Genomic DNA, 16,197 nt, shown 5'->3' on the forward strand with positions numbered 1-16,197 from the left:
TTATTAAAAATTAAACTGACAGGCCAAAAAAGGTTTTGGCTGCAATGACATCTCGTTCTATTTGCTGGCGAAGTACATCAAAAGATGCAAATTTCTGTTCGCCGCGTAATTTCTTCTTCAGGACAACCTCAAGCTGTTTGCCGTAAAGGTCACCATCAAAATTAAATAAATTCACTTCTAGTTGGGTACGTACGCCGCCAACTGTAGGACGTTTGCCAATGTTTGCAACGCCCTGTATCGCATCATCACTGATACCTAACACTTCAACTACATAGACGCCATTTATGGGATCTACGCAGCGCTTTAATGGGATATTAGCGGTCGGAAAACCGATAGTACGCCCTAATTTAGCACCGTGAAATACCTTACCAAAAATACTGAATGGTCGGCCTAATAGTTCGGCAGCTAAATCAAGGTTGTCTTGTGCTAACGCGTCGCGGATCATGGTACTACTCACGCGTGCTTGAGCAACGCTAAAGGTATCCATGCTCACCACATCAAAGTCATACTTAGCACCAGCAGCTTGCAACATAGCAAAGTCACCCGTACGTTTATGGCCAAAACGGAAATCATCACCAACGACTAAATATTTAACACCTAATTTATTCACCAACAACTGGCTAATAAATTCATCCGCAGACAATGCCGCAAACTTGCGATTAAAATTAACACATAAAAGTTGATCAATATTTTGATCTTTTAACGCTGCATATTTATCACGTAACCGTGTTAATCGCGCCGGTGCTTTGTCGCCAATGATCATCTCTAGTGGCTGCGGCTCAAATGTCATTACCGTCGCAGGCAAATTCAATTGGTGCGCTTTTTCGATTAACTGTCGTAATACCGATTGGTGCCCAAGATGAACGCCATCAAAGTTACCGATAGTTAAAACACACCCTTGATGATGTGGCTTCAAATTGTGAATGCCTCGAATCAGCTCCATGTCTTTGCCAACTATTCCACTAAAATGATAAATTATAACTTAGTCAACGCACAGGGTCAGCAACAATTTGTACTCAGTCGATAATTTTAAAATGTCGCGGGCGTAAACCAAACACCAATAAAGCCATAAAATAGCTTATTACAGCTAATCCAAGTAAGCCTAACAAGCATAAACTGCTGTCTAATAAACCCCACTCGTACCATTGCGACATGTCTGGTTTAGCGTATTGTACTAAGCCTGCCATCAAACCTGCAGAGACAAATAACTTCACCACGACAATACCGGTATCCCTATTAATCTTGTACACACCTTCCTTGTGCAATCCCCAATAGAGCAAGCCTGCATTCAATGTCGCAGACCCCGCCGTCGCCAGCGCTAAACCAACATAACCAAATGGAATCGCTAAAATGATGTTAAAGCCCATATTACTGATCATGGCGATGATGCCAAACTTAACCGGCGTACGGGTATCTTGACGCGCATAATAACCTGGCGCCAATACCTTAATCAGCATAAAACTGAGTAAACCTGAGCCATAAGCCATCAAGCTCATCGAGGCCATCGAAACGTCATCAGCGCCAAATTCACCACGCATAAACAATACTTTAAGCATTGGGCTGGCAAGTACTATCATGCCCATCATCGCTGGCGTGCCCAGTAATAGAACCACTCTTACCCCCCAATCCATGGTTTCTTTAAATTGATTATCAGAGCGGGCTGAATGAGTACGAGAAAGGGCAGGTAAAATAACGGTCGCGATCGCAATACCGAACAAACCAAGTGGAAATTCTAATAAACGGTCTGAGTAATACAACCAACTAATAGACCCTGTCATTAAGAAACTGGCAATAAACGTATCAAACAATAAGTTAATCTGGCTCACTGATACACCAAACATTGCCGGTATCATTAGTTTTCGAATTTTAGTCACGCCAGGATCTCGCCATCCCCAGCGTGGTTTAACGAGCATTTTTTGTTTCGCTAAAAACGGAATTTGGAATAAGAACTGAATTGCACCGCCAATAAATACCCCGATAGCGAGCCCTATTTCTGGCTGTGCTAAATGAGGTGCGATGAACAATGCCGCACCGATAATAGCGATATTTAAAAACACTGGCGTGAAGGCCGCAACAGCAAATTTACCCAAGGTGTTTAAAATTGCACCAGATAATGCGGTAAAAGTAATAAACCACAAATAAGGAAAAGTAATTTTCAGCATAAATGAAGCAAGTTCAAACTTGTGTGCGTCGGGACCATCATTAAGCCAATCAACAAACCAACCAGCACCAAAGAGAATTGTAATTAATGGCGAACCGATTACCCCAAACAAGGTAACAATTGTCACCAAAACACCTAAGGTACCCGACACAGATGCAATGAGGTCCCGTACCTTTTGTTTATCGCCAGTCTGTTGATATTCGGTCAGAACGGGCACAAAAGCCTGTGCAAATGCACCTTCAGCGAAAAGACGGCGTAAAAAGTTGGGGATTTTGTTGGCAAAAAAGAAAACATCCGCGGCTGCACCCGCCCCCATTAAATTTGCGACAATAACATCTCGAACTAAACCTAAAATACGCGAGATCATGGTCATTGAACTGACGATAAGGCCAGATTTTATTAATTTATTACTCAAGAAATACCTTTTATGTCAATCAAGCCCTGTTCGTGGGGGGCATTTGCTGCTAAAATATGTCCCACATCTTAACTGTCATTGCAGTTAGTTGCCAATATTTTGCCTGTTATTTACACAAAAATATTGACAAATTTCGTTAGGCAAGGCATATTCCTCGCCTTTATAAAATTAACGTCTTTAGACATTTAGGAGTAGGACCTTGGCTAATATCAAGTCTGCTAAAAAACGCGCAATCCAATCTGAAAAACGCCGTAAGCACAACACTTCACGTCGTTCTATGATGCGTACACTAACTAAGAAAATTATCGTAGCTATTGCTGCTGGTAACAAAGAAGAAGCGACTGCTGCATTTATTACTGCACAACCGATTCTTGATCGTATGGCTTGTAAAGGCCTGATCCATGCAAACAAAGCTGCTCGTATTAAGAGCCGTATTTCTGCTAAGATCAAAGCACTTTAATTATTGCTTGAATACGATAATGAAAAAACCAGCTTCGGCTGGTTTTTTTATATCTAAAAAATATGATTTCAACTTAATTCAGCCTTTATCCACTAATTCCCCATCAACTTCCACCTTATCTTTTGTTGTTGTCGCACAGGCGAGTAAATAATAACCCAGCACCGCAGCCAATGTAGAGCCTATTAATATCCCCAAACGCGCCAGATCCGCCATCACGGGATCCGTGAATGCTAATGACGTAATAAACATCGACATCGTAAAACCAATACCGCACAACACCGATACCGCAAAAATTTGTTTAAAGTTAATCCCCTCGGGTAATATCGCAATTTTCAACTTAACCGCTAACCAACTAATACTGAAAATGCCCAAAGGCTTACCAATCAGTAGCCCTAATGCAACGCCTATTGGCAATGCAGACGTCATATCACTAAACTGAATATTGGTTAACGGCACCCCCGCATTCGCAAATGCAAACAAGGGTAAAATATAATACTTCGTCCAAGGATGTAGCCAACGTGCCAACGTTTTCGCTGGAGAATGCGGGTTTTCAACATCATTTTTATCATCTTTACGATACATAGGAATAGCAAAACCGATCACCACGCCGGCCAAAGTTGCATGTACGCCTGATTTAAGTACTGCCACCCACAATAACGCCCCAACAATAAGGTAAGGCGTTAAGCTCATGATGTTGTAACGGTGCATTAGCCACAATATGCTTATACACGCGCACGCTAAACTCAGTGATAATACCGACATATCCACGGTATAAAACAAGGCAATAATAATGATCACGCCGAGATCATCCATGATAGCCAGCGCCAATAAGAAAATTTTCAAATTAACAGGCACGCGTTTACCCAATAACGACAACACCCCTAATGCAAAGGCGATATCGGTGGCGGCAGGGATTGCCCAGCCCTTGATTGCTTCTGGATTCGCGGCATTAAAACTTAAATAGACTAATGCGGGCGCTAGCATACCGCCAGCCGCAGCGATAATTGGAAAAAGAGATTTTTTACGACTCGCTAGCGCACCTTCAACAAGCTCTTGCTTTACCTCTAAACCAATAAGTAAAAAGAATACCGCCATAAGGCCATCGTTGATCCAATGACTGAATGATTTATTGATATCAATATCGGCGACGCGAACTTGGATCTCGGTATGTAAAAACCCCAAATACAAATCGGAAAAGGGGGAATTAGCAACAAGCATCGCCAATATAGCCGCAATGATAAGTAATACACCGCCTGAGGATTCAGTACGAAGGAATTGCGTTAAGGATTTATACAAATGAGCCTCCTTGCTTATTATCGGGGATTTGTATTCAATGAATAATCAACCACATAGATCTAGTATAGAAAGTTCACAAAGATTTAACCTTTAAATTTGTTAATTTAGCTATATTGGTAGACATTAATCTTTATATTTAACTCATTTAGGTAATTATTAATGTCCTTAAAATCCCAACAGCAGCAGTCATTACCCGAATTAATGCAACTGGAGAAGTTAATCGAGTTAGGCGGTAAACACTTACACAGTCAGATTTTGGCGCATGTGTCTTATAAAAAATCCAGCTACCCCTTGTATTCAATCAGTATGGGCTCACAAGACCCCAATGTGCCTGTGATCGCATTTATTGGTGGTATCCATGGTGTAGAACGTATTGGCACACAAGTTATCTTGGCGTTGTTTGAGAGCCTAATTCGGCGATTAAAGTGGGATCAATCACTGCATCAAGAACTCAGTCACGTAAAACTGCTATTCCTGCCACTCATGAACCCTATAGGAATGCTAAAAAATAGTCGTGCCAATGGTAATGGTGTGGATTTAATGCGTAACGCGCCAGTAGATGCTGTTGGCAATGTACCCTGGCTAGTGGGTGGGCAACGCATGAGTAATATACTGCCTTGGTATCGCGGTAAAAAGGGCAAAGCAATGCAACCTGAATCCCGAGTATTGGTAGAGCATATTCGCCAACAATTATTGACAGCCCCTTTTAGCATTGCGTTAGATTGTCATTCTGGTTTTGGTTTTGATAATCAAATTTGGTTTCCTTATGCTAAATCAAAACAGCCTATTCCGCATCTAGCCGAAATATTTAAGCTACGTAAAATGCTTATCGAAACCTACCCACACCAAGACTACGTGTTCGAACCACAAGCGCGAAACTATATGACCCATGGTGATTTGTGGGATTATTTATACGACCAATCACTGGAACTAAATACCACCTTTCTGCCGCTAACATTAGAAATGGGTTCCTGGACCTGGATTAAAAAGAACCCGCTGCAAGTGTTCAAATCCAGTGGTATTTTCCATCCGATCCAGCCTCACCGTATTAAACGCGTATTACGCCAACATCATGTACTCATGGAATTTTTGATCAAAGTAACTGGGTCTTATGCACACTGGTTACCGCAACTAAACAAGGAACGTAATCATGCCGACGCAACCTCACTCTGGTATACAGAATAGTGCTTCATCAAGACCGCATAATACCTCACCAACTTGGCTATTAATACGAGGTTTATGTCGACAGCAGCAACATTGGGAAGACTTTCCCATCAAATTAGCGCAGCAGCTTAACAGTCAGGTGTTATGTTGTGACATACCAGGTACAGGCACTGAATGGCAACGCGTAACACCCGTCTCCATCACGGACATAACGCTACAACTTAGACAACAATTTAGGCAGAAAAATCCCGATGTATCCTATCCTATCCGGTTGTTAGGTATTTCTATGGGCGGTATGATCTGCACTGAATGGGCAAAGTGCTTTCCAAACGAAATTGAACACATGGTTTTTATTAATACCAGTTTTAAACAATTCAGTCCTATTTATCAGCGTTTAAAAATCAGCAAACTCACCACCCTTATCCGCATATTATCCAGTACACCTTTACAGCAAGAAAAACTTATTTTAAATATGACCAGCCATACTCAACACAATAATCACGCATTGTCTCAACGTTGGTGTCGTTATGCAGAGCTGCAACCCGTCAGCCGTCAAAACGCCTTGCGCCAGCTATATGCTGCAAGCCGTTTTAGCCCCCCTCCGCAGGCACCCATTGACAATATTCTATTACTCGCGAGTCAACATGATCAATTAGTTGATGTTCGTTGTAGTAGTGCCATCGCCGCACAATGGCACTGTCCAATCGACTATCACCCCACAGCAGGTCACGACTTACCTTTAGATGACAGTAAATGGATCTGCGATAAAATATTGCGCTGGATCACACATCCAGTCCTGATCAGTCACTCAATTGCCATATAAAACCACTAAAAATGTCACAGCAAGCTTCTATGATAACAAGCAACAATAATCTAAAGGATGAAGATTATGCTTAACATAGAAGCGGAAATAAACCAGCGTTATCCGGACTTTTTCCAGAAAAAAAGTATCCGTCTCATTGCCAAACCTATGCTTGCCACACTTAGACTACTCTTTCATGAACGTGAATTACGCCAATTTGGTGAAACCTATGCACACCTCACAGGTATCGAGTTTATCGAACAAGTATTTGAGCACTTCAGCTTTAGTTACTCAGTTCGCCCTAACGAAATAGAACGAATTCCGGCAACAGGTAAAGCAGTGATCATCGCCAACCATCCAATCGGCACACTAGATGGCATGGCACTGCTTAAAATGGTCAGTAAAGTCCGTCCAGACGTAAAGGTCGTGGCCAATGACATGCTTATGATCATCAAGCCTGTGAGAGATTATTTATTACCGGTAGATAACATGAATGGGGGGACCGCTAGCGACCGTTTACAAGCAATACAAACACATCTCAAGGATGAAGGTGTGATTATTATGTTTCCGGCTGGTGAAGTCTCACGCATTAGCCCACAGGGTGTAAAAGACGGTAAATGGCGTAATGGTTTTTTGCGTATTGCGAGCAGCGTCCAAGCCCCTATCATCCCTATTTATATCAATGCTAAAAATTCATTGTTTTTTTATAGCTTGTCCATGTTATCAAAACCGATTTCGACCTTGTGGTTGATCCGTGAAATGTTTAAACACGCTCACAACTGCGTCTCAATCCGTATTGGCGAGCAGATTAATTATCAAACTTACCAGTCGCTAGATTTGCCTATCAATACCAAAACAGCATTGTTTCGTAAACATTTATACCGCTTAACCAAAGACAAACCGTCGATTTTCAATACGCAATCAGCCATTGCTCACCCAGAAAATAAAGCATTATTACGCAGTGAAATACACGCCTGCCAGAAGATCAGCGAAAGCCGTGATGGGAAGCAAATCTACTGCTACCGCCATCAAGCAAACTCCACCATCATGCGCGAAATCGGCAGATTAAGAGAAGAGTCATTTCGATTAGTGGGTGAAGGCACTGGCGAGCGTCGAGATGTAGATATCTACGATAATTCTTATGTCCACATTCTATTGTGGGATGATAAAGAACTGGAGTTAATCGGCGCCTATCGCTTATTAGAAACAAATAAAATTGATAGCATCAACGTAAAGCAGCAGCTCTACAGTGCCACGTTATTTGATTACCATGCCGCAATGACGCCTTATTTGGCAGCCGGCATTGAGCTTGGCCGTAGCTTTATTCAGCCCAAATACTGGGGAACCCGCAGCCTTGAATACCTATGGCAAGGGATCATGGAATACATCATTCAACACAGTGGTTGTCGCTACCTGTTTGGCACCGTGAGCATTAGTAACAGTTACTCACAACCAGCAAAAGAGCTATTGGTTTATTATTATCAACATTTCTACGGTAACAATACCAATGTCGCGAGTGCCACTATGCCATTCCGATTATCAGAAGACGCAAATTCACGTTTAACGGATTTATTTGCTGATGTCGATGCCGAAGAAGGCATGTCAATCCTAAAAGCACAGCTCAACCACATGGGGTTTAGTGTACCGACACTCTTTAAGCAATATACCAAATTGTGTAAACCGGGTGGTGTACAGATTTTTGATTTCAATATTGATCCCAGTTTTAATCATTGTATTGATGGTTTGATCGTATTAGACCTCACCCAATTCACAGATAAAAACAAAAAACGTTTTAATGCACAAGCGCTGCAACTCGAACACAACTAATACCGCTTATCTACAATATCCTCGTTATCGCTGATATCAAGTCAGCGATAATAGCTTGTCTCTGATAAATCCGATTTGTAACCCCTGCTAATCTATGTAAAGATCCCGCCCACGCAAAGTAATGCACAATAATTAATGTATAACCATAAGAATAGGGTAGTAATCGATGAAACAGTATCTTGATTTATGTACACGAATCGTGGAACAGGGTGTGTGGGTTGAAAATGAACGTACCGGAAAACGCTGTTTAACCGTGATCAATGCTGATCTCACTTATGACGTGGCAAATAATGTATTTCCATTAGTCACCACGCGAAAAAGCTTTTGGAAATCAGCCATTGCCGAGATAATTGGTTACATCCGTGGTTATGATAATGCCGCAGATTTTCGTGCATTAGGTACCAAAACCTGGGATGCCAATGCCAATGAAAACCCTGTTTGGTTGGCAAGCCCACACCGTAAAGGTGAAGACGACATGGGCTATGTGTACGGTGCGTGCGCACGTAACTGGGTAAAACCACAAGGCGGTACAGTCGACCTACTACGTCAAATCATCGATGACCTATCAAACGGTATTGATAACCGTGGCGAGATCTTAACCTTCTTTAACCCGGGTGCATTTGAACTGGGTTGTTTACGTCCTTGCATGTACAGCCACCATTTCTCACTGCTTGGTGATACCTTATATCTAAACAGTACTCAACGTTCGTGTGACGTGCCCCTAGGCCTAAACTTTAATATGGTACAAGTACATGTATTATTAGCGTTAGTGGCACAAATCACTGGTCATAAAGCCGGTCAGGCATACCATAAGATTGTTAACGCTCATATATATGAAGATCAGCTAGAATTAATGCGTGACGTACAATTAAAACGCGAGCCGTTACCACTGCCGAAATTACACATTAATCCAAAAATTAAGACCCTAGAAGATCTAGAAACATGGGTGACATTGGACGATTTCGAGGTGACAGATTATCAGCATCATGATGTGATCAAATATCCATTTTCGGTGTAAACATACATAGATTATTAAAATAAAAAGGTGTTAACTTAATTTAGTTAACACCTTTTTCATTCTTTATCTGCGTAAACCAATTATTTATTTATTTTACCTGCAAACAAAGTTGGCTTCTTATAAGCAATAAACATAATAAGCGCACCCAGGAAGATCATCGGTGTCGATAGAATTTGTCCCATACTAACCAAATCAAAATACAACCCTAGTTGTGAGTCTGGTTGACGGAAGTACTCAGCAACAAAGCGGAAAATACCGTAACCGAATAAGAACAGACCCGAGATAGCGCCAACTGGACGTGGTTTACGTGCAAATACTTGTAAGATAATAAGCAGTAATACACCTTCCATTGCAAACTGATATAACTGACTCGGATGACGCGGTAAATCACCACCAGTGGGGAAGATCATCGCCCAAGGCACATCTGTCACACGTCCCCACAACTCGCCATTGATAAAGTTACCAATACGTCCAGCCGCTAAGCCAAACGGCACCATAGGGGCAATGAAATCAGCAATAACAAAGAATGAACGCTGGGTTTTACGACCAAAATAAGCAAATGCTAACAATACACCAATCAGACCGCCATGGAATGACATGCCGCCATCCGTAATGCGGAATAAATACATTGGATCATCAAGGAATAAACCGAAGTTATAAAACAGCACATAACCAATACGACCACCAAGGATCACCCCAAGGAAACCGTAAAATAATAAATCACCGACTTCGTCTTTATTCCAGCTACTACCCGGTTTCGCTGCTTGTCTATTACCCATCCAATTAGCAAATAAAAAACCAAGTAAATACATCAACCCGTACCAGTAAACATTAATCGGGCCGATACTGATCGCAATGGGATCAATTTCTGGATATTGTAGATATGTCTGCGACATCATTGAGTTCCTGAGTAAAAGAAAGTGATCACCTATGCTAAGGCAATAAAGTTACAAAATAACGTAAGCCATACATTTATATATTAATACATTCGTTATTCTTTATAAAAGACACCTTACACCAAATGTTTGCCACAACATAGAATTAGCCGCAACAGAATCGGTAAAGTAAGATAAATTAAACCAAAGTATGAGAGAGATAAATCTGGAATTCAGGAATAGAGAAAAGTGCAGTGAATAAGTAATGCCTTTGCATTGAATCGTATAATAATTCAATGCGCAGGCATTATTTAACATTAACGTCGTTTACGTTTAATGTCTTTGCGTAAAAAAGGTAATGCCACAGGTGCAAACTCTTTCATAACACGACGATAAACGTCTTTTTTAAACGATACAACCTGACGTACAGGATACCAATAACTGACCCAACGCCAATCATCAAATTCGGGATGTCCTGTGCATTTGAAGTCGATTTGACTGTCATCCGCTTCCAGACGCAGTAAAAACCATTTTTGCTTTTGCCCAATGCAGACTGGTTTGCTATCCCATCTGACTAATCGCTTTGGTAATTTATATTTCAACCATGTTTTAGAAGTGGCTAGAATCGAAACATGTTTCGCTTTAAGTCCAACTTCTTCATATAGTTCTCGATACATTGCTTGCTCTGCAGACTCTCCATTATCTACACCACCTTGCGGAAATTGCCAAGAATGTTGCCCACAACGTTTAGCCCATAAAACTTGACCTTCACGATTACAAATTAGGATGCCTACATTAAGACGATAGCCATCGCTATCAATCACATTAGCACCTTAAGGGTAGAACTTAGTTAACTTGATTGTTTCATATAAATCAATGAGCAGCAAATTTACACCTGCAGTTTTACCAAAGATCCATTTACAAAGACAAAATACCGCCGATTTCTTTCTAATTTAGAACTTCTAAGCGGCTTTGTTGAAACAACCCCCTTCTTTACAGAGAACCAAGTATGTTTAATATCTTAAAATAAAACATGGGATGAAAAACAGAATTCTACCTTTAATTCCAATATATAGGCATTTACCTTACTCTCGATTGAGTAATAAAACACCAATATACCAATAATATCCCTCCTCATCCACAATATGTACAGTTATACACATAACATGTGTGGAAAAGTAATAAAAACCGAGCTAAGTAGTCTTGTTAATCGCTATTTTCGATATTTATTAACAAACATAGGGAGGTAAATAGCAAGTTATCCACTTTTTCTGTGGATAACCTTGTGAGGTGTTTATATTATTGCCATTTAACATAATAAAAAAAGGGTTAAATTATCTACACAAATAACACCCACAATAAAAAAACGACTAAAAACAACGACTTGAGACCAATATTTCATATGAAACATCTACGTAACATAAAAACGAGATCTACATCTCGTTATGTATGAAAAACGACCGTTAACAGCTAGATTTAAAAGTGTTATTCTGCTAGTAGAAACCTTGAGATATAAGAATAACTTGATATGCCAGCACTCATTAACAAACCCCATAATATCAATGAACTTATGGACCGCGCACAAGCTATTGCCGGATTCAATCTACAACAAATAGCCGCATTACACCAACTCAGTGTGCCTCATGATCTACGTAAAGAAAAAGGCTGGATTGGGCAACTCTTAGAACTGCACCTTGGGGCAACCGCGGGCAGTAAACCGATTCAAGACTTCCCTGAGTTAGGCGTAGAATTAAAAACTATTCCAATTAATGCACAAGGTAAGCCACTTGAAACAACCTTTGTCTGCGTTGCGCCTTTAACCGGTAATCACGGCGTTACTTGGTCAACCTGTAATGTGGCTAATAAGCTAAAACAAGTGTTATGGATTCCAGTACTCGGAGAACGCGATATTCCGATCGCAGATCGCATCGTAGGCTCTCCACTGCTGTGGCAACCCGATACACTTGAGAATATGCAGCTGCAAGAAGATTGGGAAGAGTTAATGGATATGATAGCACTAGGACAGGTAGAACAGATCACAGCGCGTCACGGCAAGTATCTACAGCTCCGCCCTAAGGCGGCAAACAATAAAGTACGTACTAAGGCCTACGGCAGCGAGGGAGAGATAATTCAGGTGCGACCACGTGGATTTTATCTAAAGAAAGCATTTACCCATCAGTTACTCAAAAAACACTTCAATATCTGAGTTACCTAAGAAATCAAAATGCTAAATCGCAGGCAAAAAAAAGGCCCGTCAGAAGACGGACCTTAAACTGCATGAAAAATGGATTATTTGCTTTTACGCTTACCCAATTTTTCTTTAATACGTGCAGCTTTACCAGTAAGACCACGTAGGTAGTATAGCTTAGCTTGACGAACATCGCCGTGACGCTTAACAGTGATGCTTGCTACCACTGGAGAATGTGTTTGGAATACACGTTCCACACCTTCACCGTTTGAAGTGATTTTACGTACAGTGAATGCAGAGTGCAGACCACGGTTACGTTTAGCGATAACTACGCCTTCAAAAGCCTGTAGACGTGATTTGTCACCTTCAACAACTTTAACTTGAACTACAACTGTAGCACCAGGGCCAAAAGTTGGTAGATCTGTTTTCATTTGCTCTTGTTCGATCTGTGCAATTATGTTGCTCATTTTCTATACCCTAGAATAAACTGAAAAACTCTACTTTAACTCGCGACTTTCGCGAACGATCTCAACAAGAATTTTCTCTTGCAGATCAGTCAGAGCTAGGTTACTTAATAAATCAGGTCGTCGTTCTAACGTTCGAGCTAAAGACTGTTTCTGTCTATATTGGCTAATTTTACTATGATTGCCACTAAGGAGAACCTTAGGGACAGCCAACCCATCTAACACTTCCGGACGCGTATAATGCGGACAATCTAACAGACCATCTGCAAACGAATCTTGCTCTGCGGATGCCTGAGTGCCTAAAACACCAGGAATCATGCGTGAGACAGCATCAATCATCGTCATTGCGGCAAGTTCTCCACCGGTTAACACAAAGTCACCGATAGACCACTCTTCATCAACTTCCGATTGGATGATACGCTCATCAATACCTTCATAACGACCACAAATAAAAATCATCCTCTCATTTGTTGCCAAATCCAGTACGCCAGCTTGATCCAATTTACGTCCTTGCGGTGAAAGATAAATAACTTTCGCCTCACCACCTGCTGCCTGTTTTGCTGCATGGATAGCATCTCGTAATGGTTGAACCATCATCAACATGCCAGGGCCACCACCATAAGGGCGATCATCGACCGTCTTATGTTTATCGTGGGCAAAATCTCTCGGGTTCCAAGTTTGGAACTTAAGCAGATCGCGTTTTATTGCTCGACCGATAACTCCTTGCTCAGTGATGGCATCAAACATCTCTGGAAAAAGGCTTATAACCCCTAACCACATACTAGCCTCCGCTGACAACGAGTCTTAAAAACTCGGGTCCCAATTAACAATAATTTTTTGAGCGGTAATATCAACACTGATAATTACTTGCCCATCAAGATACGGGATTAACCGTTCTTTTTTTCCGAAGGCATCAGTTGCATTCGCTTTAATTACTAATACGTCGTTAGAACCGGTTTCCATCATATCAGTGACTTTACCTAACGTGTAACCCTTGTCTGTCTCAACAGAGCAGCCAATGATGTCACGCCAGTAATATTCATCTTCTAATTCTGGAAGTTGATCCGCATGAATAGCAATTTCAGCACCCGTAAGGGACTGCGCTTCTTCACGAACATCAATGCCGACTAACTTAGCAATTAAACCTTTGCCATGGCGTTTGCAATCTTCAATCGCCACTTCAACCCATTCGCCTTTTTGCTCAATGAGCCAAGGTGAATAGTTAAAGATTCCTTCAGGAATATCGGTAAAGGAGTTGATTTTCATCCAGCCCTTAATGCCGTAAACAGCACCAAGACGACCAACTACCATAGGTTTGTCAGTTGAACTCACAAGATCTCCTTACCTTAAGATAATTAAGCAGCTTTAGCAGCGTCTTTGATTAACTTAGCAACTGTGTTAGAAACTGTAGCGCCTTTAGCAACCCAAGCTTCAATTTTCACGTTGTCAAGACGAACACGTTCTTCTTGACCAGCAGCCATTGGATTAAAGAAACCTAGCTTCTCGATGAATTTACCATCACGAGCATTACGGCTGTCTGTAACAACAACTGTGTAGAAAGGTGATTTCTTAGAACCACCACGAGATAAACGAATAGTTACCATATCGTCCTCTTTATAAATTAAGTGTGTATTCCGGCCTTGCACTGACAAGGCCCCATAGTGTTCAAATAGTACTCACGAATGAGACGATTCGAAGTCGCGCAATTTTACTCTTATTTTAATTAAAAGCAACCTTATTGTGTATCATGACCACTTTAGTTAGCGCTATTTATACTATAAACAATCATTATGTTGCTATTACGCAGTTCAGAAGCAGATTAGTAAAAACTCGCGGAAATAAAAAAGCCCAGCTATTAATAAGCAGGGCTTGGAATCAAATACATATATAAGGAAGGAATTAAACCACGGTGTTGTTAACCAAACGGTCCTTTACCACCGCCCATACCACCCATGCCGCCGCCCATTCCTGGTGGCATCATACCTTTCATTTTACCCATCATTTTTTTCATGCCGCCTTTACCCGACATTTTTTTCATCATCTTTTGCATTTGCGTAAACTGTTTAAGCAGCTTATTCACATCTTGAATCTGTGTACCAGAGCCCGTCGCGATACGACGCTTACGAGAACCTTTAATGATCTCTGGACGTTTGCGCTCTGCAGGTGTCATTGAATTAATAATCGCTTCCATACGATTAGTTAACTTATCATCCATTTGGTCTTTAACAGCATCAGGAACCTGACTCATACCAGGTAACTTATCCATCATGCCCATCATGCCACCCATGCTTTTCATTTGCACAAGCTGGTCACGGAAATCTTCTAAGTCAAAGCCTTGGCCTTTCTGAACTTTTTTCGCTAGTTTTGCAGCTTTATCTTTATCTACTTTACGTTCAACTTCTTCGATCAGTGATAGCACATCACCCATACCCAAAATACGAGACGCAATACGTTCTGGATGGAAAGGTTCTAATGCATCGACTTTTTCGCCCATGCCGATAAACTTAATTGGTTTACCCGTAATATGACGAATAGATAATGCAGCACCACCACGCGCATCACCATCGGCTTTCGTTAAGATAATACCCGTTAATGGTAACGTCTCATTAAATGCAGCTGCTGTGTTTGCCGCATCTTGACCTGTCATCGCATCCACAACAAACAGTGTTTCAACAGGATTAATCGCCGCGTGTAAGTCTTGGATCTCTTTCATCATGTCAGTATCGACATGTAAACGACCCGCAGTATCGACAATCACCACATCAATAAATGACTTACGGGCGTATTCGATTGCCGCGTTGGCAATATCAACTGGCTTTTGCGAGATATCACTTGGGAAAAATTCAACATCGACTTCTGCAGCTAATGTTTCTAGCTGTTTGATTGCCGCAGGACGGTAAACGTCAGCACTCACAACCAATACAGATTTTTTCTCACGTTCTTTTAAGAAAAGTGATAATTTCGCTACCGTGGTCGTTTTACCAGCACCTTGTAAACCAGCCATCATTAATACTGCAGGCGGTTGCGCAGCAAGATTTAATGTTTCGTTAGCATTACCCATTGCCGACTCAAGCTCAGCTTGGACAATTTTAATGAAGGCTTGCCCTGGATTCAGGCTCTTAGATACATCTTGGCCTAGGGCATTTTCTTTTACATTTTTAATAAATTCGCGTACGACAGGTAAAGCTACATCCGCTTCGAGTAACGCCATGCGTACTTCACGTAGTGTGTCTTTGACGTTATCTTCTGTCAAACGACCACGGCCGCTGACGTTTTTCAGCGTGGCCGATAAGCGATCGGTTAAATTCTCAAACATGACGTTATCCGTTTTAAATTAGATTAAATTCAATTATTACTGATGATTATAACCTTATTTGAGGGTAAAAATCACACTCTCAAGGTGTGGCTAGGTATTGTTTTATAAAAAAATAATATTTTCCTTTCCAAATAATGCATTTGAATATAGCTCTATAGGTACAGCAAGCGTATACTGGACTGCATAATTACATATAAATCAACATTAAAGT

General features: G+C 41.2%; 16 protein-coding genes. 6 read left to right on the forward strand and 10 right to left on the reverse strand.

Annotated elements, in window-relative coordinates:
• Nucleotides 1-10: 10 nt before the first annotated feature.
• The gene (gene ribF / locus AKG98_RS03725) at nucleotides 11-943 is read right to left on the reverse strand and encodes a bifunctional riboflavin kinase/FAD synthetase (protein ID WP_067041597.1); all 933 of its coding nucleotides are present in this window, start codon (nucleotides 941-943) and stop codon (nucleotides 11-13) included.
• Nucleotides 944-1,016: 73 nt separating this feature from the next.
• Nucleotides 1,017-2,576: a murein biosynthesis integral membrane protein MurJ gene (gene murJ, locus AKG98_RS03730; RefSeq protein WP_067041600.1), complete on the reverse strand. Its 1,560-nt coding sequence runs from the start codon at nucleotides 2,574-2,576 to the stop codon at nucleotides 1,017-1,019.
• A gap of 199 nt (nucleotides 2,577-2,775) precedes the next feature.
• On the opposite strand from murJ, the gene rpsT reads away from it, so the two are divergent.
• Complete coding sequence (gene rpsT / locus AKG98_RS03735; RefSeq protein ID WP_067041603.1) at nucleotides 2,776-3,036, forward strand: 30S ribosomal protein S20; 261 nt, start codon at nucleotides 2,776-2,778, stop codon at nucleotides 3,034-3,036.
• 78 nt (nucleotides 3,037-3,114) lie between these two features.
• Here rpsT and nhaA read toward each other — a convergent pair whose 3' ends face one another.
• Nucleotides 3,115-4,332, reverse strand: coding sequence for a Na+/H+ antiporter NhaA (nhaA, locus tag AKG98_RS03740; RefSeq protein ID WP_067041606.1), 1,218 nt, complete (start codon nucleotides 4,330-4,332; stop codon nucleotides 3,115-3,117).
• Nucleotides 4,333-4,491: 159 nt separating this feature from the next.
• On the opposite strand from nhaA, the gene AKG98_RS03745 reads away from it, so the two are divergent.
• The 4 genes from AKG98_RS03745 (at nucleotide 4,492) to AKG98_RS03760 (ending at nucleotide 9,143) form a co-directional block, all read left to right on the forward strand.
• On the forward strand, nucleotides 4,492-5,517 hold the full coding sequence (locus AKG98_RS03745; protein ID WP_067041609.1) for a M14 family zinc carboxypeptidase: 1,026 nt from the start codon (nucleotides 4,492-4,494) through the stop codon (nucleotides 5,515-5,517).
• Nucleotides 5,483-6,319: an alpha/beta fold hydrolase gene (locus AKG98_RS03750; protein WP_067041612.1), complete on the forward strand. Its 837-nt coding sequence runs from the start codon at nucleotides 5,483-5,485 to the stop codon at nucleotides 6,317-6,319. Before AKG98_RS03745 ends, AKG98_RS03750 begins: the two co-directional genes overlap by 35 nt.
• A gap of 66 nt (nucleotides 6,320-6,385) precedes the next feature.
• Entirely contained in the window at nucleotides 6,386-8,125 is a 1,740-nt protein-coding gene (locus AKG98_RS03755) for a GNAT family N-acyltransferase (protein ID WP_067041615.1), read from the forward strand.
• Between the two features lie 166 nt (nucleotides 8,126-8,291).
• Nucleotides 8,292-9,143 carry a thymidylate synthase gene (locus AKG98_RS03760; RefSeq protein ID WP_045108920.1) on the forward strand — a complete coding sequence of 284 codons (852 nt, stop codon included), beginning with the start codon at nucleotides 8,292-8,294 and terminating at the stop codon, nucleotides 9,141-9,143.
• 80 nt (nucleotides 9,144-9,223) lie between these two features.
• On the opposite strand, the gene lgt is transcribed toward AKG98_RS03760, so the two are convergent.
• Both lgt and rppH read right to left on the reverse strand, forming a co-directional pair.
• Entirely contained in the window at nucleotides 9,224-10,039 is an 816-nt protein-coding gene (lgt, locus tag AKG98_RS03765; protein ID WP_067041618.1) for a prolipoprotein diacylglyceryl transferase, read from the reverse strand.
• Nucleotides 10,040-10,335: 296 nt separating this feature from the next.
• Nucleotides 10,336-10,842 carry an RNA pyrophosphohydrolase gene (rppH, locus tag AKG98_RS03770; RefSeq protein ID WP_045108918.1) on the reverse strand — a complete coding sequence of 169 codons (507 nt, stop codon included), beginning with the start codon at nucleotides 10,840-10,842 and terminating at the stop codon, nucleotides 10,336-10,338.
• A gap of 704 nt (nucleotides 10,843-11,546) precedes the next feature.
• Between rppH and mutH the strand changes: the two genes are divergently transcribed.
• The gene (gene mutH, locus AKG98_RS03775) at nucleotides 11,547-12,224 is read left to right on the forward strand and encodes a DNA mismatch repair endonuclease MutH (protein ID WP_067041621.1); all 678 of its coding nucleotides are present in this window, start codon (nucleotides 11,547-11,549) and stop codon (nucleotides 12,222-12,224) included.
• Between the two features lie 83 nt (nucleotides 12,225-12,307).
• On the opposite strand, the gene rplS is transcribed toward mutH, so the two are convergent.
• The 5 genes from rplS to ffh form a co-directional block, all read right to left on the reverse strand.
• Nucleotides 12,308-12,673, reverse strand: coding sequence for a 50S ribosomal protein L19 (gene rplS / locus AKG98_RS03780; protein WP_006033745.1), 366 nt, complete (start codon nucleotides 12,671-12,673; stop codon nucleotides 12,308-12,310).
• Nucleotides 12,674-12,703: 30 nt separating this feature from the next.
• On the reverse strand, nucleotides 12,704-13,450 hold the full coding sequence (gene trmD / locus AKG98_RS03785) for a tRNA (guanosine(37)-N1)-methyltransferase TrmD (protein ID WP_067041624.1): 747 nt from the start codon (nucleotides 13,448-13,450) through the stop codon (nucleotides 12,704-12,706).
• 24 nt (nucleotides 13,451-13,474) lie between these two features.
• Complete coding sequence (gene rimM / locus AKG98_RS03790; RefSeq protein ID WP_067041627.1) at nucleotides 13,475-14,002, reverse strand: ribosome maturation factor RimM; 528 nt, start codon at nucleotides 14,000-14,002, stop codon at nucleotides 13,475-13,477.
• A 23-nt stretch (nucleotides 14,003-14,025) separates the two neighbouring features.
• Complete coding sequence (gene rpsP, locus AKG98_RS03795; RefSeq protein WP_006033748.1) at nucleotides 14,026-14,274, reverse strand: 30S ribosomal protein S16; 249 nt, start codon at nucleotides 14,272-14,274, stop codon at nucleotides 14,026-14,028.
• A 311-nt stretch (nucleotides 14,275-14,585) separates the two neighbouring features.
• Nucleotides 14,586-15,986, reverse strand: a complete 1,401-nt coding sequence (ffh, locus tag AKG98_RS03800; RefSeq protein ID WP_067041630.1) for a signal recognition particle protein — start codon at nucleotides 15,984-15,986, stop codon at nucleotides 14,586-14,588.
• Between the last annotated feature and the right edge of the window lie 211 nt (nucleotides 15,987-16,197).

It is taken from the genome of Moritella sp. JT01, assembly GCF_001574435.1.
Taxonomy (GTDB): domain Bacteria; phylum Pseudomonadota; class Gammaproteobacteria; order Enterobacterales; family Moritellaceae; genus Moritella.